We start from the raw sequence: 19,502 nt of genomic DNA on the forward strand, positions 1-19,502 counted from the left end.
TTCGTCCCATTATCAACGCTGCTTGCTTTAGGATATCATTCTCCATTAACAAGCGTTTGTTCTCTTTGCGTAGGGCGATAAGCTCGTTCTCTTCAGCGCTACGATTGTCTTTTGCTGTGAATGCACCGGTAGTTTGGTATTGCGTTATCCACTTATCTAATGCCGATTTGGTGAGGCCATATTCGGCAACGATATCAGCGCGTTTTTTGCCATTTTGATACAGCATGACCAACTGTTTTTTAAATTCATTGGTGAATGTTCGTTTTTCTCTTCGGCTTAAATTGATTGTCATTGTTGGTACCGTCTTTTATTTTTAGGTTATCATAACAATGACCTTATAAAACTGGTACTAATTAGTGTAACCTATCCAGAGTTAATTTGACAGTGCCTAGTTGTTCTAGTAACATTAGATAAATGAATAAAATTTATGAAACAATTTAGAATAAAACATTAGATACATGAGTTATTCCTGCTGTACTTGAATAACGGAAAATAAAGAGTTCTCCTTCAACACTGTCGCGTAGTATCTTATTTTTAATTATCTTATCAACCAGAGCTATAGCAAGCAACCACAATACGATTGTTTTAATCTGAATTCAAATTAATTAAAAATAAATAATATAAGGAATTCTAACATGAAACCATCCCAAATAAAGCTATCTCTATTAGCAATGTTGATTTCATCAGCTACTGTTAATGCTGCGATATTGCCTAATGGTGAGATCGCACCATCTGAAAATAATACAGGTCCTAATTATACTGGCCCAACGTCGTATACAGATATTTTTCAAAATTTACCTTATTTAAATTTACTTTCTGATGGTTCAGTGGAACTGAAATCGCCTATTTCCGGGGATGTCAGTACGATAATGAAAAAACGACAATCAAATTATTTAGCTGAAGATTCTGGTGGAGATTTTGATTTAACGATTGATACAAATGGTTATAATAAATTAGGTATGTTTAGAGGTAATTTATTATCGTCAGGAGATCCAGCCAATCCTTATAAAGCAATATTTAACGTTGGCGTGAATGCTGACGACAATACTGCTTTTCTCTATCTATATCAAAACTATGCCAATAATGCAGAAATTTATAATTCAGCGAATGGGGCGTCTATTATTATCGATAATACAGCAGAAAATGCCACATTACATGCAGATAGCACAAGCACTGGTTTCATGTATATATATAATAATATAGTGACAGGAGCTGACATACAAAACAATTCGGAAAATTCTACTTTCCACATTATTAATAACGATGCTAATAATGCAAGTATCGCAAATTCAGGAACCATGATCGTTGATGGCAATCTTATTGATGCAGTTAACTTTAAAAATGGATCAACAGGTAACATAAAATTAGATAACAATACTGCTAACGGCGCGACCTTTGATAATAGTGGTTATATATCAATGAATAATAATACGGCAAATAATGCAATTATAAATAATTCAAAGAATATAGATTTCAAAGATAATAACGTTGAGTACACTAAGTTTTATAATACCAGCAGTGGAGTTATGAACTTTATAGGAAACTCAACAAATAACGGTTATTTTGAGAATAGCGGACTTATAGTACTAGATAATAATCAGGGTTTAAATGCTGAATTTAATAATAGTTCATCTGGAAAAATATATTTTAACGATAATACTATTAGTGGTTCAACTATCAATAATGATGGCTATATGCATGCTAAAGGAAATACTGCTGGGTCGTTAAATGTTATAAATAATGGCGTTATTGAGTTATATAATAATAATTTTCAAAATACGGAATTTACTAATAATTCAGAAATTAATATCAAAGATAATCTTTCATTGGGAGGTAATTCTAATGTAGAAAATACTTCTTTTGGGAATATTTATTTAAATTCAGACAATTCAACACCAGTAAAATTAACTATTAATGGAAATTTGAATAATGATGGTAATATTTATTTATCAGATCTATCTACATCAGCAAAGACACAAGGCAATCAAGTTAACGTTTCTGGAGATTTAAATGGTAATGGAAATTATTATATAAAAACAATTGTTTCTGATGGTATTGGTGACTCAATTAATGTCGGTGGTTCTGTAAATGGTAATAATATTTTATATATAAATGATACTGGAGTGGATCCTAAAAATAAATCATTAAAAGTTGTAACCGCTGGGAAAAATGGAACCGGTGATTTTATTTTGAACGGAGATACTGTAGACGTTGGTACTTATCGTTATGTTCTTGAAAAAAACGGTAATAATTGGTCTTTAGTGAATCCTAATGCAACGTTGTCTACTGCTGCAAATGCTGCCATTGGAATGCAAAGTGCTATATCTAATATGTGGGATATTGAGTTAGGGACGCTAATGAACCGGTTAGGTGATTTGCGGCTTAATAGTGATTCGGCTGGTTTTTGGATTAAAGAGAATTACAAAAGAATGCATGTGAGTCCTAATTCAAGTCGGAGTTATACACAAAAATATAATAGTTTACAATTAGGTGCTGATAAACCGTTTGATTTTAATGGAGGTACTTTCCATGTTGGTGGTTTTTTAGGTTTTTCTAATAGCTCTCTAGATTTCAAAGAAAATAATTCAACAGGTCAAGTGAAATCAAGATCTTTTGGTGTTTATGGTACAACTTTGCTAGATAGTGGACTTTATATCGATACATTATTAAAATTTTCAAGAATAGAAGCTGATAATAGTTTTAATAATAATGCAGGGTATCAAGTGAAATCAGGAAATTATACATCAAACAGTTGGGGAGCGAGCGTTGAGCTAGGTAAACGGTTTACTGTTGTCGACGATTGGTTTGTTGAACCTCAATTCCAGTTTTCAGCATATCATACTGAAAGCTCTAATTATAAGTTGACTAATGGAATGGAAGTTCATAACAATTCGAATAATACAGCTAGTGCGCGTATCGGTGGAATAGCAGGAACTAAATTTGAATTTAATGATATATCTATTTCACCATATGTTGGTTTCTCTCATATTCAAAATTTAAATGGAGATAATGAGGCATATATCAATAGTGATAAATTGGATGTTGATAATACATTAACAAGACAAAGATACACTATTGGTGCAAATCTGAATATATATAAAAATAGTTCTGTTTACTTGGATATGAATTATGAGCATGGTAGCAAAATAGAACAACCATATGGAATAAACATTGGTTATAGATTTAGTTTTTAAGCTACTACAGCTAAGTTAGCAATGCCAAAGTAACTTTTAAGGCGCTATCAAATTAATTTATAATGGGAAATTTTAATTTGGCTGCTAATCTCTAATTCTGAATTTTAGACACAACTTGAGTAATAGCGACTAACTCTTTAAATCGGCGTTCAGCTAAAATACGAAAGCTTTTAGCTGAACATAAATATCTAGCACAATTGAAATGATCGTAAATATTACTAAAGCTAGATAAGAATAATTGAGCTTGTTTTAATGATTTAAACCTACGCATTTTCTTTTCTCTAAGTCTTGTCGGTTGATATGAATTTTCTGCGCTGTTATTAGCATATTGTTTAGTTACATGAGGTGTACTTGAACGTAGGTTTTTCACTGGTTTGATATAGCTTTTAAGCTTATCTGTAGCTACATTCGAAATGGATTGTTTGACCTATTTTCTTACCTTTTGAATAAACCGATTAGCTGCTTTGCTATCTCTTTTTCCTTGAATCGACACATCAATAGTTTGACCATCTTGATCAACAGCTTTCCACAAACAGATACTTTTACCGTTAATTTTACAAAAGACCTCATCCGTATAAGCATGATCACCATAACAATCACACAAAGAAAGATAGTGCCACTGCTGTTTAACCCTCACATAGGTTAAATCAGTCACCAATATTTTTCGTGGTTGACCTACCTCAAACTCACGATTAAGTTCATTCCCCACTCTCGATTGATTACTTTTTTCTGCATGAAAACGGTATTTTTTGCTGGTGTATTTTGACATCCAGCCATTTTTTGCCATGATTCTATCTATTCGCCGGCGGGATACGACTATACCTTGCTTGCTAAGCGCTGCTTTCATACGCCTTGTACCATAGGCTTGATAATTATCATCAAAGATTTTAGCCACTATTTCACTGAGCACGATATCTTGTCGTTGCTGGGGGAATTGCCGTTGGTAATAGAAACGATTTCTTGCTATGTTTAAGCACCGACATAATGCACGTAAAGGGTATCGATGCTGATTGTCTGCAATTAACTTGATCTTCGTCCCATTATCAACGCTGCTTGCTTTAGGATATCATTCTCCATTAACAAGCGTTTGTTCTCTTTGCGTAGGGCGATAAGCTCGTTCTCTTCAGCGCTACGATTGTCTTTTGCTGTGAATGCACCGGTAGTTTGGTATTGCGTTATCCACTTATCTAATGCCGATTTGGTGAGGCCATATTCGGCAACGATATCAGCGCGTTTTTTGCCATTTTGATACAGCATGACCAACTGTTTTTTAAATTCATTGGTGAATGTTCGTTTTTCTCTTCGGCTTAAATTGATTGTCATTGTTGGTACCGTCTTTTATTTTTAGGTTATCATAACAATGACCTTATAAAACTGGTACTAATTAGTGTAGACTATTCAGAGTTTGGTTAAGCACTAACACCACTTAAAATGGCTAAAATATTTTAAATGGCACAAAACAAGGGTAGTAAGTAATAATGGTAAATGTATCAAGGGTAAGGGGTTATAAGGGTAAATAATTAATGGTAATGGGGCCATAATGGGAATGGCCCTATCTTGAAAAGGCTACGTTCAATAAACACCAAAAAGGCGTTTGAGGGAAAAGGCAATCTAGTTTCTGTCGCATAAAAATTTTACATACTCAATCGCATCAATCAACGCTTTAAATTTGGCTATTTCAATGGTGATTTCATCCTTATACATGACCATACAGTCATCGCTTGCTACATCAATAATATAGGAATCGTGATTGATATTATTATAAAAACATCGTATTTTAATTAAGTAGATTTGCTTATTGATTTCACTTAAAAATAATAGCTCTTATCTAAATAATAAAAACGAATAGGAAGATCACTTATGGGTAAATGACTTGCAGTTATTGGGGACCCGACCACTACTGGCGGACGCCTAATTAGTGGTCATCAGCGTGTGAATTGCAATGGCTCTGCGGTTGCTTTATTAGGTGATAAAGCAACTTGCCCAAAATGTAAGTCAATGGGCTCGATTATTGAAGGGGCAACTAACTGGACCGTGCAAGGTAAACCCGCTGCGTATGACGGTTGTATTATTGCTTGTGGATGCTCACCCGTTGGATGCAATCGAATTATTGCCACGAAAAGTCATCTATTTGTTGATGTTGGTGGCAGTTATCGCTCTGCTAGCTCTCCTACTTTTGCAAGTGATAATTTACCCTCGTCATCTGATGCAATACAAGATAATTCTCTTTTAAGTCAACCATCTAATCTACAACACAATACAATAATAGCAGAGGATAACAGCGCATTAATCAGAGCGGATGCTCGCCGCCTGTTGCAATGTGCCGATGAATTGTGCGAAAAGCACTTATATTATCAAGATATTAAACAAGAATTTCGTCGAAGGATTAGACACTTTGCTAACGACATTGTTAATCAATGTTGATAACGGTACAATGACCTACGAACAAGGTAGTGAAAAAATAAAAGAAGAAGAGGATAGTCTTTGGAATCAAAGTTTCCAATGGTTAACCAATGGACTATCTATTTTTGGTGGTGTTGGTATGGTTATGGCTGGATGGGCATTGTGTAGCACCGGGGTAGGATGCCTTATTGGTGCTCCGTTAGTATTACACGGTGCAAACAGTGTTTATGAGGGAACAGTCGGGGTGGCCAGCGGCATCGCTAATCTGATGGATGGTAAAAACAGAGATTTAAATATTAATGGACCGCTGCGCCAAGTCTATCAAAGCAGTGCTACTGAATTGGGGTTTGATGCTTCAGTGGGTACTCTAACCTATGATTTGGTCGATTTTGGTATTTCAATCCGAGGTAAGTTAAAGCTTGTACCAAAACTTAACGAATTCGGTGATCCAAAGTTCAAACTATTCTTTTATGGTCGGCAAGACTTAGAAAGAGCCTATTTACAAATGAGTCGAAAATTGCTCGGTGCCGAAATATTTAGTGATACGCTCTCTTTAATTAATGTTTATGAGGATTTAAAAAAAGCCTTTGTACTTGATAGTGACACACAGCAAGTCAGTATGGTGATCAGTGAGCCAGAGAAAATAAGTAATGTAAAAGATATCCTAGACGATTGTAGCCTCGTCGTGACGATAACAGGCAACAATGAAAATACACCAGGTTATTATCTTTGTGAAAGATCTGATGGCTCTCAGTATAAAAGGGACTATTCAGGAAATATCACAGAAGGAGGATTAACACATTGATGAGCACCTATATTTATATTAGTTTTTATAGTTTGGTTGTGATTGGTTTTTTGATACGCGTTTATTTTTCAAATTCCACGGCAATGGACTTTTATTCTAATAAAAAACTTAACTGGAAAAGACGCTGCGCTATTGTTTTTTACTATGTTGTCTTATTTTACAGCGCCTATATTTTGGTATTGGCAAAAAATGGTGATTTAACTTATCGCCTTTTTGTTGTACCCGTTGTACCAATTGTTGTTGTGTATTTATTTTTTTTAGATTTTATCGAAGTGCCTCGTCGCTTTAAAAAAAGAAAAACCATGCGCAAACGTTAAAGCACTTTTTTATTTAATAATAGTGGCTCATCTTATATTAAGATAGCTAAAATAATTGAGTCTATGTATTGAACTGAATACGGAAATTAGTATAATAAAACCTGTTCTCGTTACGTTTAGTAACAAACAGCCCGGGGCGATGGTTATGAAGCCTCACACGTTAATCGATTGCTGTCAGATACTGTGTGATCATCTTCTTTAGGCCTAGCAGCATTGATTTGAGTATCATTAAAAGGTTTAATTATTTTTGCCATGTTATATGATTTTAATGTTATAGGAGGACGTATAGCATAAAAGTTTGAATTTGGCTGAATCTTATTTCACTTAGATTAACGGTTAACTTATTTTTTGGTTTATATTTGCAGGGGTTTTTGATCGTGTTTGAACTTGCTTGTTTTATATAATGGTGGGTTGTGGGGGGATCGAACCCACGACCAATTGATTAAGAGTCAACTGCTCTACCGACTGAGCTAACAACCCACTAATGAAAACCGAACTATCATACCGAAATTATCATTGAAAATCAAATAAATGTTGGAGGCGATTATCGCTGATTAGTCAGTGTTTTGTTATCAAAAAAAATCAGCGGTTATTTTGCCTAAAATCCCAAGGTGGGGTGGGATTGTTATCCTGCCATAAACCTAAGCGGTTTGCTTTGGCAGCTGATTCTAATGCAACCATCGAGGGAACGGCGACGTTACCCCGATAACGATAGGCCCAGGCGTAACCGTTTTCGACCATTTTGGCATTGATATTGTCATTAATGTAATAAACCGTGCCTAGACTTCGATGATAGATATCGCCACCCTTGTGAGTAATTTGCACCGTTTTACCGCCAATCAAGGTGGTCAAAAACTGCCTCGATTTATTTACGTAAGCTTGCCCGCGTTCCGGTGCATCAATGCCGTATAGGCGGATGCGAATTCGCTGATCATGACTGGTCAATACATCAATGGTATCCCCATCTATGACGTTAATAACCTTAGCTGAAAAATCGGCTAAGGCTGCGCTGCTAATAAACAGTAACAATAATAATTTTTTTATCATTTTAACACCGACTCGATTTAATAAACGTGAATAAATAGCGTGATGATTTCATCTATCATTATACGATATTATAGCTATAATAGCGGGTTGATTTTATTTGTTTAAACAGGGATAGCATGGTTGAGATTTATTTTAAAGCGTTACTGATGGGGTTTGGTTTAATTATTGCTCTGGGCGCACAAAATATTTTTATTATCAAGATTGGCTTACAACGTAATAACGTGATGTTAGCATCGCTCGTTGCGTCACTGTGTGATGTGACATTGATTGTGGTTGGTACGTTATTTATGAGCTTATTAACAGTGACGATTCCTTATTTTTTACCAATTACTAAGTGGCTAGGTTGTGCGTATTTGGCCTTTTATGGCCTCATGTCATTAATCAATAGTTTACGTGCTAATCCAAAAGGCTGGGATACGATTCGATCGGCATTAACCGCGCCACAGCAATCGATTCCTTTATCCGCTGGAAAAATTATCGTGGCGGTACTGTTTTTTTCGTATCTTAATCCCCATGTTATTATTGATACACTGATTATTTTAGGTAATGTGGGATCAAAATTACCCAATGAATTAAAAGGGGCATTTATTGCCGGCGCGGCAACAGCTTCATTTATTTGGTTTTTTACTATCGGCTTTTGTTCGCAAAAAGCCTCGGTGTTTTTTACCAATGTAAAAGTGGTTAAATTATTCGATTTTATCAGTGCAATGATTATGTTTTTTATTGCCTTTCAATTGGCAACATTTGATGTACAGTTGTCATGATTTTTAAAGGAAAGCCAGCTTTATGTATTTGATTTCATTTAAAGAGGCGCAATTTGCCTATACCTTTATGGATTATATGGCCAGTAAAGGCGTCAGGTTACATGTTGAGTTAGACTCGCAAGGTAATAGTCAGCTTTTTTTAGCTGAGCAAGATTTAGATAAGCTAGAGTGGGTGAAAAGTGAACTGCAACAGTTTGTCCGTCAGCCTCAAGATAAGCGTTATACCGAGGTGACCTGGCAACAAACCAAACCCTCGTACTTTAAGGCAGGCAAAAAATCGATTGGCCATTTGCTGCCAAATATTATGTCAGCAGGCCCAATTACCATGACCGTGTCATTAGTATGTATTGCATTATATATCATGCTGCTATTGACGGGTTCACTGAACATGCTGCTATATTTGGGTTATCCCGTGCCGGGTGAATCAGCACAGTTTTGGCGGTATATTACGCCGATCTTTATTCATTTTTCACTTATGCATATCATTTTTAACTTAATGTGGTGGTGGTATTTAGGGGGAATGGTTGAAAAATTACGCGGTAAATTTAAATTATTAGAAATTACTATCGTTGCTGGCGTGTTATCTAACTATGCTCAGGCGGCAATATCTGGGCCAGATTTTGGTGGTTTATCTGGCGTAGTATATGCATTAATGGGATATGTGTGGTTATATAGTGAGCGCCTGCCGTCTTCGGGGCTGTATTTTGAGCGGGCCATGATTGTGATTGCCGTGCTTTGGTTAGTCGCTGGCTACATTGGTTTGCTTGGACCGATTGCTAATACGGCGCACAGTGTGGGGTTAGTCGTGGGGTTATTACTAGCTGCAAAAGATATCTGGCTACTCAAAAGCCATAGACGGTAATTATTGCAGTACGGTTAGCTTTTCTCGGCCACGGCTGAGATTAGCAATAAAGGTGTTTAACTCATCAATTTTATCGGCAGTTAATGCAATGCGCAGATGACTGCCTGTTGCATCAAACGTTTGCTCTTCAATAATGGCATCGGCTTCTTTTAAACGATTCTCTAAAATCGGCCATTCACTGTATAAACATGATACTGAGCAAGATAGACGCAAAATAATCGGGGTGAGGGCTGCTTGCTGTAAACAGTGGCTGGCACTGCCGCCATAGGCGCGCATTAAGCCGCCGGTACCGAGTTTGATACCGCCAAAATAGCGGGTAACAACCACGACAACTTGATCACAATTTTGCCCTTCAATCGCAGCAAGAATCGGGCGACCTGCGGTGCTGGTGGGTTCCCCATCATCGCTAAAACGGTATTGCTGACCTAATTTCCATGCCCAGCAGTTATGCGTCGCACTCAGGTCGCTGATCGCTTCAATAAATTGGCTTGCTTGTTCGGCACTGCCGATTGGCGCCGCATTAACAACAAACCGACTTTTTTTTACCTCTTCGGTAATGGAATAAGGATTAATGAGTGTATATAACATGCTTAATTCTGCTAGAATAATCAAACCTGTTAATCATACTGATCATAAACAAAATGTCTATTAATTTAGCGCAATTAAAACAGCTGCAATTGGATTATGCTCATCGTATTATTTTACACGATGATGTCGGATTTAAGACGCCAACCTTAATTGGTGGTACTGATGTCGGTTTTGAAAATAACGGTGGAATTACGCGAGCGGCAATTGTGGTATTAAGTTACCCGAGTTTTGAATTAGTTGAATATCAGGTGGTAAAAATCCCGACAACCATGCCATATATTCCCGGTTATTTATCATTTCGTGAGTTTCCGGCTTTAGCGCTTGCCTGGCAAAAAATAACCTGTAAACCTGAGCTGTTATTGGTGGATGGTCAAGGGGTTGCTCATCCTCGTCAATTTGGCATTGCCAGCCATTTAGGCTTATTACTCGACATTCCAACGATCGGTGTTGCCAAGCGCCGTTTATATGGACAATATGAGCCGGTAGCGCAAGTGCCATTATCCTGTCAGCCATTGCTAGATAACCATAATAATACTTTAATTGGTCATGTCTTACGGAGTAAAGCGAAATGTAATCCGTTGTTCATTTCATCCGGACATCGCATCAGCCAGCGCTCAGCACTCAATTGGGTTATTTTATGCTTAAATGGCTATCGTTTACCTGAACCAACACGCTTTGCTGATGCGGTTGCATCAAATAAACCTTTATTTCAAAAATTGTTAGCGAAATCAGCCAATGCAACTGCCTAAAAACGGATTTACCTTTAAGCGATTTTTTGTCGCTCATGATATGTCACCGATGAAAGTGACAACCGACAGTTCTCTACTTGGCGCATGGGCGCCAGTGACACATCAACCTAAACGAGCATTGGATATTGGTTGTGGATGCGGCGTTATTGCGTTGATGCTAGCTCAGCGGTTAGACAATACCGATTGCGTGATTGATGCGGTCGATATTGATCCTAATGCGATAGCGCAATGCCATGAAAATAGCCTTAATTCGCCGTTTAAACCGCTTACTGTGCAATGTGCGGATATTAACCAATATCAACTAGGTAAAGCTCATCATTATGATTTAATTGTCAGTAATCCGCCTTATTTTGACGTCGCAGTAGAGTGCCGTAACGAGCAGCGGCAGCAAGCAAGGTATACTGAAAATCTAAACCATAGCCAATTGATCGCTATTGCTAAGCGTTTATTAACGCCGCAGGGATTCTTTTGTGTGGTATTGCCTTATCATATTTCTGCGCGTTTTAAACAATTATGCCAACAACACGACTTGCATTTAACGCAGCAAATGAGCGTTAAATACACTGAAGATAAAGCATGTTCGTTGAGTTTACTCTGTTTTAGCCAGCAGAAGGCTGAGCACGTGGTTAATGACACATTAATTATGCGCAATCACGACAATCGTTATAGTCAGGCGATTCGTGATTTATTGCACGATTTTTATCTGTTTAGAGCGTCTGTCTTGTGATGAAAACGGCTAATAATGATAAGTAAAATAACATAAAAACCCGCCAGAAGCGGGTTAATATGGGGGAGTACAAAGCCTAATTAATGGCCGGCAAACTCAACGAGTGTATAGCAATTAACGCCGATATCAGTTAATTTTTCTCGTCCGCCCAAGTCAGGCAAGTCGATAACAAATGCCGCATCTTCAACAATACCACCTGACTTACGAATGAGTTTAGTGGTTGCAGCCACAGTGCCACCGGTCGCGAGTAAATCGTCGATAATTAACACGCGTTCACCGGGTTTAATCGCATCGGTATGAATTTCAAGGGCATCGGTGCCGTATTCAAGCTGATACTCTTCTTTAAAGACGTGACGTGGCAATTTATGGGGTTTTCTAACTGGAATAAAACCCACATTTAAGGCTAAGGCAACCGGCGCTGCAAAAATAAAACCACGCGCTTCCGTACCAACGACTTTATTGATTTTTTTATCTTGATAGTGCTTAACAAATAAATCAATCGTGCTTTTAAATGCTTCCGGTAGTTCAAGTAAACTGGTAATATCGCGAAACAATATGCCTTCTTTGGGATAATTAGGAATAGTGATAATACTATTTTTAATCAAATCTAATTTAGCGTGTTCATTATGCATAATCATTTATCTCAATTTGAAGTACAGCACTTTTGTGGCATCAGTTTAGCACCAATATAACCAAGTAAACCACCTACAATTGCAGGGATCAACCAACCAATTCCTTCGGTATAAAGCGGTAAATAGTTTGCAAATAGATTATCTAGACATTCAATCGTCGCTGATAGCCAATGTAAATCAGATAATTGGCTATGGGATTTGACTACCGCAGCAATTTCAAACAATATACTCGTTAATAAGGTTAAATACAGGGCACCGATGTAGACTAATTTGTTGCCATCAAACAATCGATGGGCAAATGTTAAGAAGATTAAGACAATCGTTACTGGGTAAATGATCGATAATACTGGCACCGAAAATGAAATCAGCGCAGACAAACCGACATTAGCAAACAAGCCACTTACGATCGAGAAGATGATCGCATATTGACGATAAGAGAGTTTAGGATATAACGATAATAGATAATTTGCACACGCATGAGTAAGGCCAATATTGGTTGTCATACAAGCAATTGTGACCATTAATCCTAAGATCAAATTTCCCCACACACCAAAGTAATAAGTCGATACTTTTGCTAAAATTGCGCCACCATTATCTAAGATACCTAATTTTTCAACACTCGTTGCACCCATATAAACTAAAGAGACATACAAAAATGCCAAAATAGCACCCGCAATTAAACTGGCTTTAAAACAGGCAAACATGATTTTCTTTTTATCTTTCAAGCCATAGCTAATGACGCTTTGCACCACAATAATACCAAAAATTAATGAGGCGAGGGTATCCATGGTTAAGTAACCGTAGGTAAAGCCGGTAAAGAATGGATAATCTTGATAGTTTTGCGTGACGGCGGGTAATTCATGCCCCATCGGTGCAATTAATGCCGCTAAAATCAAGATTAAAATAAAGCTGATTTTTAATGGTGTAAGGATTTTGCCGACAATATCAATAAACTTATGGGGATTAAGTGATAATAAACAGCATATGCCATAAAACAGAAAAGTAAATAGCGCTAAGTAGAGTGAATTATTGTCTTGATCAACAAAAGGCTTTATCGCAATTTCATAAGAAATGCTGCCAGTTCTTGGCATAGCAAATAATGGCCCAATGGTCAGATAAAGGGTTGTTGCAAAAACAAGGCCAAAGATAACACCACAGCGCTGGGCAATTTTGAGAAAATCTTTTTCGCCAGAAAAGCCCATTGCCATTACACCAAGTAGTGGGAACACAACGCCGGTTACCACAAAACCTAATGAGGCGAGCCCAAAATGATCACCTGATAATTGACCGATAGAAACCGGAAAAATAAGGTTACCAGCACCGAAGAAAAGAGCAAATAAGGTTATACCAATAAAAATAATACGCATTGTTAAAAATCAGTAAGAGTAAAACCAATCATTATAGCTTAAATGCCGTCATTTACGTACTAAAATGATAGTTAATTTTTAATTAAGCTATGATAATTGGTATTTTGCTAGTGAATGATGCAATTTAGGTATGTTTAATAATCAAAAAAAGCGAACCGTTAAAAAAGGTTCGCAATGAAGAAATGAACATAAGGAATAAAAAATATATCATTGATATATTTTTTATTAATATACGTTGAATTGTGAATCAGGTTGTGTTTATTTGTGCTATCAAAATTATTGCTAATCGCTATAATAAACTAATTGTGCAATTAGCTAACGCCGTATAACTCCTGTTAACGGGTGATAAAATATCAATTTTGAAATTACAGATTAAAGAATATGAAAGCGTATTTATTTTTATTTTTGGCAATTACCTGTGAAGTGGTTGCAACATCATCATTAAAACTATCGAATAGTTTTACCAATCTGATTCCATCAATTATTACTATTGTGGGTTACTGTGCCTCTTTTTATTTATTATCAATGACACTTAAGACGATTCCAGTTGGTATCGCTTATGCGATTTGGTCGGGTATCGGTATTATTTTTGTCAGTATAATTGCTTGGGTCTTTTTCAAACAAGCTTTGGATTTGGCGGCATTACTTGGTATGGGATTGATTATGCTAGGGGTGATTATTATTAATGTTTTCTCAAACGTTGGGGCTCATTAATCTTGTTAGGCGCTTTACCATAGGTAAAGCGCTGATATTGCTAATTACATTTTCTCGATAGTTTTTATTCCTAACATATCCAGACCCACTTTTAAGGTTTTTGCACTTAAGGCCGCGAGTTGTAGTCGGCTATTTTTACTCTGATCTGAGTCAGCCGATAGCACCGGGCAGTGTTCATAAAAGCTTGAGAATAGGGTAGCAATTTCATATAGATATGCACACAGCATGTGTGGTACACCATCATTTGCAACGCTCAATACGATCTCATTGAATTGCGATAATTTCAGTGCTAGTGCGCGTTCTTTCTCATATTCAAGTAGGATATCACCGGTTAAATTATCGATAGATAAACCAGCTTTACGGAAAATAGATAACACTCGCGTATAAGCATATTGTAAATAAGGCGCTGTATTGCCTTCAAATGAGAGCATATTATCCCAATCAAACACATAATCGGTGGTTCTGTTTTTCGATAAATCGGCATATTTTACCGCACCGATTGCAACTGCATCGGCAATGGTTGCTAGTTCGTCATCATTTAAATCTGGATTTTTGGATTTAATTAGTGTGGTGGCCCGTTCAATGGCTTCATCAAGTAAATCATTCAATTTAACGGTGTCGCCTGAGCGAGTTTTAAATGGTTTACCATCTTTACCAAGCATCATGCCAAACATATGGTGCTCTAACTGTAGTGATGGTGGAATATAACCGGCTTTGTGTGCGATTAACCAAACTTGTTCTAAATGCTGATGTTGCCTTGAGTCGGTATAGTATAAAATACGATTTGCATGGTAATGCTCATAACGGTATTTTATGGCGGCAATATCGGTTGTGGCATACAGGTAACCGCCATCGCGTTTTTGCACAATCACGCCCATTGGTTCCCCTTCTTTATTTTTGAATTCATCTAAGAAGACAACGGTTGCACCTTCGCTTTCAACGGCAATACCTTGCTGCTTAAGATCAGCGACAACAGCAGGCAACATTGCATTATAAATGCTTTCCCCCATAGTGTCTTCGAGTGACAATGTCACGTTTAAGCGTCGATAGGTGGCCAGATTTTGTGACATCGTAATATCAACTAGTTTACGCCACATTGAACGGCAGTATTCGTCGCCGCTTTGCAACTTAACTACATAACCACGTGCTTTTTCGGCAAATACGGGATCTTCATCATAATGTTTTTTAGCGGTGCGGTAGAACACTTCCAGATCAGCTAATGCCATATCGTTAGCATTTTCATTTTGCATCTTTTCAAGGTAGGCAATTAACATACCAAATTGCGTGCCCCAGTCGCCAACATGATTGGCGCGAATAACATGATGACCTAAAAACGCTAAAACACGTACTGACGCATCACCAATAATCGTTGAGCGTAAGTGACCTACGTGCATCTCTTTGGCGACGTTGGGAGCCGAATAGTCGACAATAATATTTTGTGGCTTATCCGCCAACGTTAAATTCAGTTTAGGATCATTAAGTGCTAGCGTATTTTGCTTTGCAATCCAAGTGGCATTTAAAAATAGATTAATAAAACCAGGACCTGCGATTTCAACATGACTGATACAATCATCAAGTGCAATATGCTTAACCACTTGTTCGGCTAATTGACGGGGATTCATCGCCATTTTTTTAGCCGCAGCCATAATACCATTGGCTTGATAATCGCCGAATTGGACTTTTGCAGATTGTTTAACTAAGGCGTCACAATCAGCAGGAACACCTGCTAACACCATTGCGTGCTTAATTTTGTCGGATAATAATTGTTGAATATTCACAGAATTGACCTAAACATTGATAAAATATTGCTGCATATCATACCTGTAAAGGGCAAAAATGTCATTCTTCCAATTAAGATGATTTACTTTGTTTTTTTATCCGCTACAATAAATCCATTCTCAACGGGGAGCTTATTGCGTCAATCGCTAAGCTGAGAGTTGCATCAGCATGACTCGTCGAACCTGAACCGGTTAGTACCGGCGGAGGAATTGAGTATATCGAAAGTGTGCCATAGTTTACCTCTTTTAGTTACTCAAGCCTTTTGCCTAATTGATATTGCGCATTGTGGAGGCAAAATGTTTCGTGTTATATCTCTGTTCATCACTACTATATTGATAAGTTTCCCTTTAATGGCAAAAGATAAGCCGATTTTAACTCTCTATACCTATAGTTCTTTTATGTCAGAGTGGGGGCCTGGAGCCAAGATCAAAACTGATTTTGAGGCGCAGTGTGATTGCCTGCTTAATGTGGTCAGTGTTGACGATGGCGTGATGATTTTAAACCGTTTAAGGCTTGAAGGCCGTAACACTAAAGCGGATGTGATTGTTGGCTTAGATAACAATTTGATCAGCCAAGCCAGACACGCTAATTTAGTGCAGGCCCATCAACTGAGTCGGCCAGAAAATTTAGTAGTTGATTGGTGGCAAGATGATTTTGTACCTTATGATTACGGCTATTATGCGTTTATCTATAATCAAGATAAAGTGGTATCTCCGCCAAAAAGTTTTGACGAGTTGTTTAGTCAGCCAAACTGGAAAATTGTATACCAAGATCCGCGTACTAGCACGCCGGGATTTGGTTTATTATTATGGATGAATAAAATCTATGGTGATAAAGCGCTACAAGCATGGCAAAAACTGGCTAAACAAACCTTAACCGTGACAAAAGGCTGGAGTGAGTCGTATGGTTTGTTTTTAAAAGATGAAGTCGATTTTGTCTTAAGCTACAACACATCGCCAGCGGTTCATATCATGAATGACAACGATCATCGCTATAAAGCGGCGATCTTTGATGAAGGCAATTATCAGCAAATCGAAGTTGCGGCCATCACTAGATACAGCAAGCATGTTGAAATCGCTCGGCAATTTATGGCTTTTTTATTAACGCCAGGTGTACAACAAGAACTTGTTGAAAAAAATATTATGTATCCGATTGTTGATATTGTGTTACCCGGTGCGTATCAAGAACTCAATAAAGTGACAACTCCGCTATCGTTTAGCGCTGACGAGGTGTTCAATAATCAGAAACAATGGATTAAACAATGGCAAGACGCTGTCAGCCAATAAGGTGTTATTTACCGGGTATTATTGTGGTATTGGTGATTACCTCGGTCGTATTGAGTGCGTTAGCTGCGCTATGGTTCTTGGCGTTTGAAAGCAGCGATAACATTATCTCTTTCGATGCTTATTTAGGCCGAGTGTTACTGTTTACTTTTATGCAAGCAGCACTGTCAACTGTTATCTCTATTGTGTTGGCGGTGTGCTTAGCTAAAGCTCTGTATCAAACGCAATTTTGGGGTAAAACATGGCTATTGCGCACTTTATCGCTGACTTTTGTTTTACCGTCATTAGTGGTTGTGACGGGATTATTGACCGTTTATGGTAATCGAGGTTGGCTGGCACAGTTGTGCCACGATTTGCAGCTGGATTACGATTTTACCATTTATGGCTTAAACGGGATTTTAATCGCGCATATTTTTTTGAATTTTCCTTTTGCAACGCGTTATTGCTATCAATCATTATTATTGATACCCAATGAGCAAAAGCAGTTAGCACAGCAATTGGGATTGAGCTATTTACAGACATTACGTTATTTAGAGCTTCCGGTTATTATTAAACAGTTACTGCCGTTAAGCGGGCTCATTTTTATGATGTGCTTTTCCAGTTTTGCAACGGTTTTAGCCTTAAGCGGTGGGCCAAAATATACGACTATTGAAGTGGCTATTTATCAGGCTGTACGTGATTTTGAATTACAGCAAGCGGTGATTCTCTCTTTTATTCAACTGTTTTTTTGTCTCAGTTTTATGATGGTATTAAAACGTTTAGAACCAAAATATACACCATCACTGCTGAGTAATTTCAAAGCGTACCAAGTTAAAACAACCTTAGGGCAAAAATGGTTAAGCTATGGCATTATCGTATTAGCCGCAGTGTTTATTTTAGCGCCGTTGTTAGCAATCATTGTTGATGGCGTGTATCAGTTTTCAACTCGCTTTTTAACCCCTTCGCTGATAAGTGCGCTGTGGACTTCGCTGAGTGTTGCCTTATGCTCAGCTGCCTTAGCTATGATATTGGCAACTTCATTATTATGGACCAATAGCCGTTTATTACTGCAAGGAAAACAGCAGCTCAGCGAAGGATTAATGTTACTTGGTGCGCTAATTTTAGCTATTCCAAGTATGGTGATTGCTGCCGGATTATTTATTCTATTTTATAATCAAGTTGATAATGTACCATTCATTTTTATGTTGGTTGTGATCTGTAATAGTTTTTTGGCCTTGCCGTTTATTTTAAAGCAGTTGGCAGTGCCGCTTGCTGATTTAACCAAACAATACCATTTTTTAACTCAGTCGCTTAATATTCACGGTTTGAACTATTTTTTCCTTATTGACTTAAAGGCATTAAAAAAACTATTTGCGTATTGCTTTGCACTCGCATGTATTATGTCAATGGGAGATTTTGGTATTGTGGCATTATTTGGCGGGCAAACATTTATGACATTACCGTATTATCTGTATGAGCTACTTGCCCATTATCGCTATGACGAGGCGGCATTTACGGCCTTATTACTCCTCGTTATAAGTTTTGTGTTTATGACATTATTTGAGTATGTGAGCGATGATCGAACTTAATCAAGTGCTGTATCTTTATGACAAACAGCGAATGATCTTTAATTTTAGTGTGCAACAAGGTGAAGTGGTGACCATTCTTGGACCAAGCGGAGCAGGTAAGAGCACCTTACTGAGTTTAATTGCCGGATTTCTACCACCGTTGTCAGGTCAAATTCGTCTAAATGGTGAAGATGAAACCGATACTAATCCTGCAAAGCGGCCAGTCTCAATGCTATTTCAGGATAATAATGTTTTTACTCACCTGTCGGTGCAGCAAAATTTAGCGTTAGGTCTCGCTCCGTCATTAAAATTGACAGCAGCACAGCACGAGCAGTTATCGATTATTGCTGAACGAATTGGTTTGACGTCTTATTTATCTGCTTATCCATCACAGCTATCAGGCGGCCAAAAGCAGCGTGTCGCTATTGGTCGCTGTTTATTACAACATCGGCCAATTTTATTATTAGATGAACCTTTTTCGTCACTCGATCCCAAATTAAAGAAAGAGATGTTTGAACTCCTGTATGAAATTCAAGCAGAGTATCGTTTAACGATTTTAATGGTAACCCATCAATTAGAGGATATTGCCGCGACCAATAATCGATGTTTAGTCATTGTGGAGGGTGAAATTGCATTTGATGGTCATTATCAACAATTGCTTGAACAAAAAAACATTTCAACTTATTTAGGAATATAAATTGATGAACAAGATCATCACTTGCTA

19 protein-coding genes, 1 tRNA gene, 1 pseudogene and 1 riboswitch are annotated in these 19,502 nt (G+C 37.5%); of the genes and pseudogenes, 12 read left to right on the forward strand and 9 right to left on the reverse strand.

Features of this window, described 5'->3' with window-relative positions:
* The coding region (locus tag DES39_RS03320; protein WP_147405424.1) for a transposase at positions 1-292 on the reverse strand (292 nt) is incomplete at its 3' end.
* A gap of 343 nt (positions 293-635) precedes the next feature.
* Here DES39_RS03320 and DES39_RS03325 point away from each other — a divergent pair.
* Positions 636-3,194: an autotransporter outer membrane beta-barrel domain-containing protein gene (locus DES39_RS03325; protein WP_121144332.1), complete on the forward strand. Its 2,559-nt coding sequence runs from the start codon at positions 636-638 to the stop codon at positions 3,192-3,194.
* 91 nt (positions 3,195-3,285) lie between these two features.
* Here the strand turns inward: DES39_RS03325 and DES39_RS11035 are convergent.
* Together DES39_RS11035 and DES39_RS03340 are read right to left on the reverse strand one after the other, a co-directional pair.
* Positions 3,286-4,104 (reverse strand): annotated as a pseudogene (locus tag DES39_RS11035) (DDE-type integrase/transposase/recombinase).
* Positions 4,105-4,214: 110 nt separating this feature from the next.
* Complete coding sequence (locus DES39_RS03340) at positions 4,215-4,517, reverse strand: transposase (protein ID WP_121144335.1); 303 nt, start codon at positions 4,515-4,517, stop codon at positions 4,215-4,217.
* 558 nt (positions 4,518-5,075) lie between these two features.
* On the opposite strand from DES39_RS03340, the gene DES39_RS03345 reads away from it, so the two are divergent.
* Genes DES39_RS03345 through DES39_RS03355 form a run of 3 tightly spaced genes read left to right on the forward strand, consistent with a single transcriptional unit; the run spans position 5,076 to position 6,719 of the window.
* Complete coding sequence (locus DES39_RS03345) at positions 5,076-5,618, forward strand: PAAR domain-containing protein (RefSeq protein WP_121144336.1); 543 nt, start codon at positions 5,076-5,078, stop codon at positions 5,616-5,618.
* Positions 5,590-6,402: a DUF4225 domain-containing protein gene (locus DES39_RS03350; protein WP_170143327.1), complete on the forward strand. Its 813-nt coding sequence runs from the start codon at positions 5,590-5,592 to the stop codon at positions 6,400-6,402. Before DES39_RS03345 ends, DES39_RS03350 begins: the two co-directional genes overlap by 29 nt.
* A complete protein-coding gene (locus DES39_RS03355; protein ID WP_121144338.1) occupies positions 6,402-6,719 on the forward strand; it encodes a hypothetical protein in 318 nt (105 codons plus the stop codon). Before DES39_RS03350 ends, DES39_RS03355 begins: the two co-directional genes overlap by 1 nt.
* A 404-nt stretch (positions 6,720-7,123) precedes the next feature.
* On the opposite strand, the gene DES39_RS03360 is transcribed toward DES39_RS03355, so the two are convergent.
* Positions 7,124-7,199, reverse strand: a tRNA-Lys gene (locus tag DES39_RS03360).
* Between the two features lie 102 nt (positions 7,200-7,301).
* Positions 7,302-7,766: a thermonuclease family protein gene (locus DES39_RS03365; RefSeq protein ID WP_121144339.1), complete on the reverse strand. Its 465-nt coding sequence runs from the start codon at positions 7,764-7,766 to the stop codon at positions 7,302-7,304.
* Between the two features lie 116 nt (positions 7,767-7,882).
* Between DES39_RS03365 and DES39_RS03370 the strand changes: the two genes are divergently transcribed.
* Positions 7,883-8,530 (forward strand): LysE/ArgO family amino acid transporter, encoded by a 648-nt coding sequence (locus tag DES39_RS03370; RefSeq protein ID WP_121144340.1) that lies wholly within the window; start codon positions 7,883-7,885, stop codon positions 8,528-8,530.
* Positions 8,531-8,552: 22 nt separating this feature from the next.
* Complete coding sequence (gene glpG, locus DES39_RS03375) at positions 8,553-9,392, forward strand: rhomboid family intramembrane serine protease GlpG (RefSeq protein ID WP_121144341.1); 840 nt, start codon at positions 8,553-8,555, stop codon at positions 9,390-9,392.
* Here glpG and DES39_RS03380 read toward each other — a convergent pair whose 3' ends face one another.
* Positions 9,393-9,980: an IMPACT family protein gene (locus tag DES39_RS03380; protein WP_121144342.1), complete on the reverse strand. Its 588-nt coding sequence runs from the start codon at positions 9,978-9,980 to the stop codon at positions 9,393-9,395.
* A gap of 59 nt (positions 9,981-10,039) precedes the next feature.
* Here DES39_RS03380 and nfi point away from each other — a divergent pair, with 59 nt between their 5' ends.
* Entirely contained in the window at positions 10,040-10,729 is a 690-nt protein-coding gene (gene nfi / locus DES39_RS03385) for a deoxyribonuclease V (RefSeq protein ID WP_211324634.1), read from the forward strand.
* Positions 10,716-11,456 (forward strand): tRNA1(Val) (adenine(37)-N6)-methyltransferase, encoded by a 741-nt coding sequence (locus DES39_RS03390; protein ID WP_121144344.1) that lies wholly within the window; start codon positions 10,716-10,718, stop codon positions 11,454-11,456. Before nfi ends, DES39_RS03390 begins: the two co-directional genes overlap by 14 nt.
* Positions 11,457-11,536: 80 nt before the next feature.
* Here DES39_RS03390 and apt read toward each other — a convergent pair whose 3' ends face one another.
* Together apt and brnQ are read right to left on the reverse strand one after the other, a co-directional pair.
* Entirely contained in the window at positions 11,537-12,094 is a 558-nt protein-coding gene (gene apt, locus DES39_RS03395; RefSeq protein ID WP_281271054.1) for an adenine phosphoribosyltransferase, read from the reverse strand.
* Between the two features lie 5 nt (positions 12,095-12,099).
* A complete protein-coding gene (gene brnQ / locus DES39_RS03400; protein WP_121144345.1) occupies positions 12,100-13,455 on the reverse strand; it encodes a branched-chain amino acid transport system II carrier protein in 1,356 nt (451 codons plus the stop codon).
* Positions 13,456-13,836: 381 nt separating this feature from the next.
* Here brnQ and DES39_RS03405 point away from each other — a divergent pair, with 381 nt between their 5' ends.
* Positions 13,837-14,169: a DMT family transporter gene (locus DES39_RS03405; RefSeq protein ID WP_121144346.1), complete on the forward strand. Its 333-nt coding sequence runs from the start codon at positions 13,837-13,839 to the stop codon at positions 14,167-14,169.
* Between the two features lie 44 nt (positions 14,170-14,213).
* Here the strand turns inward: DES39_RS03405 and argS are convergent, their stop codons facing one another.
* Entirely contained in the window at positions 14,214-15,947 is a 1,734-nt protein-coding gene (gene argS / locus DES39_RS03410; RefSeq protein WP_121144347.1) for an arginine--tRNA ligase, read from the reverse strand.
* 114 nt (positions 15,948-16,061) lie between these two features.
* Positions 16,062-16,174: riboswitch (TPP riboswitch) on the forward strand.
* Positions 16,175-16,298: 124 nt separating this feature from the next.
* Here argS and thiB point away from each other — a divergent pair.
* Genes thiB through thiQ form a run of 3 tightly spaced genes read left to right on the forward strand, consistent with a single transcriptional unit; the run spans position 16,299 to position 19,475 of the window.
* A complete protein-coding gene (thiB, locus tag DES39_RS03415) occupies positions 16,299-17,234 on the forward strand; it encodes a thiamine ABC transporter substrate binding subunit (protein WP_211324602.1) in 936 nt (311 codons plus the stop codon).
* Positions 17,210-18,799: a thiamine/thiamine pyrophosphate ABC transporter permease gene (gene thiP, locus DES39_RS03420; RefSeq protein ID WP_121144349.1), complete on the forward strand. Its 1,590-nt coding sequence runs from the start codon at positions 17,210-17,212 to the stop codon at positions 18,797-18,799. Before thiB ends, thiP begins: the two co-directional genes overlap by 25 nt.
* Complete coding sequence (gene thiQ, locus DES39_RS03425) at positions 18,786-19,475, forward strand: thiamine ABC transporter ATP-binding protein ThiQ (RefSeq protein ID WP_121144350.1); 690 nt, start codon at positions 18,786-18,788, stop codon at positions 19,473-19,475. The genes thiP and thiQ overlap by 14 nt, the downstream gene beginning before the upstream one ends.
* The last annotated feature ends 27 nt before the right edge of the window (positions 19,476-19,502 follow it).

The organism is Orbus hercynius, from assembly GCF_003634275.1.
Taxonomy (GTDB): domain Bacteria; phylum Pseudomonadota; class Gammaproteobacteria; order Enterobacterales; family Orbaceae; genus Orbus; species Orbus hercynius.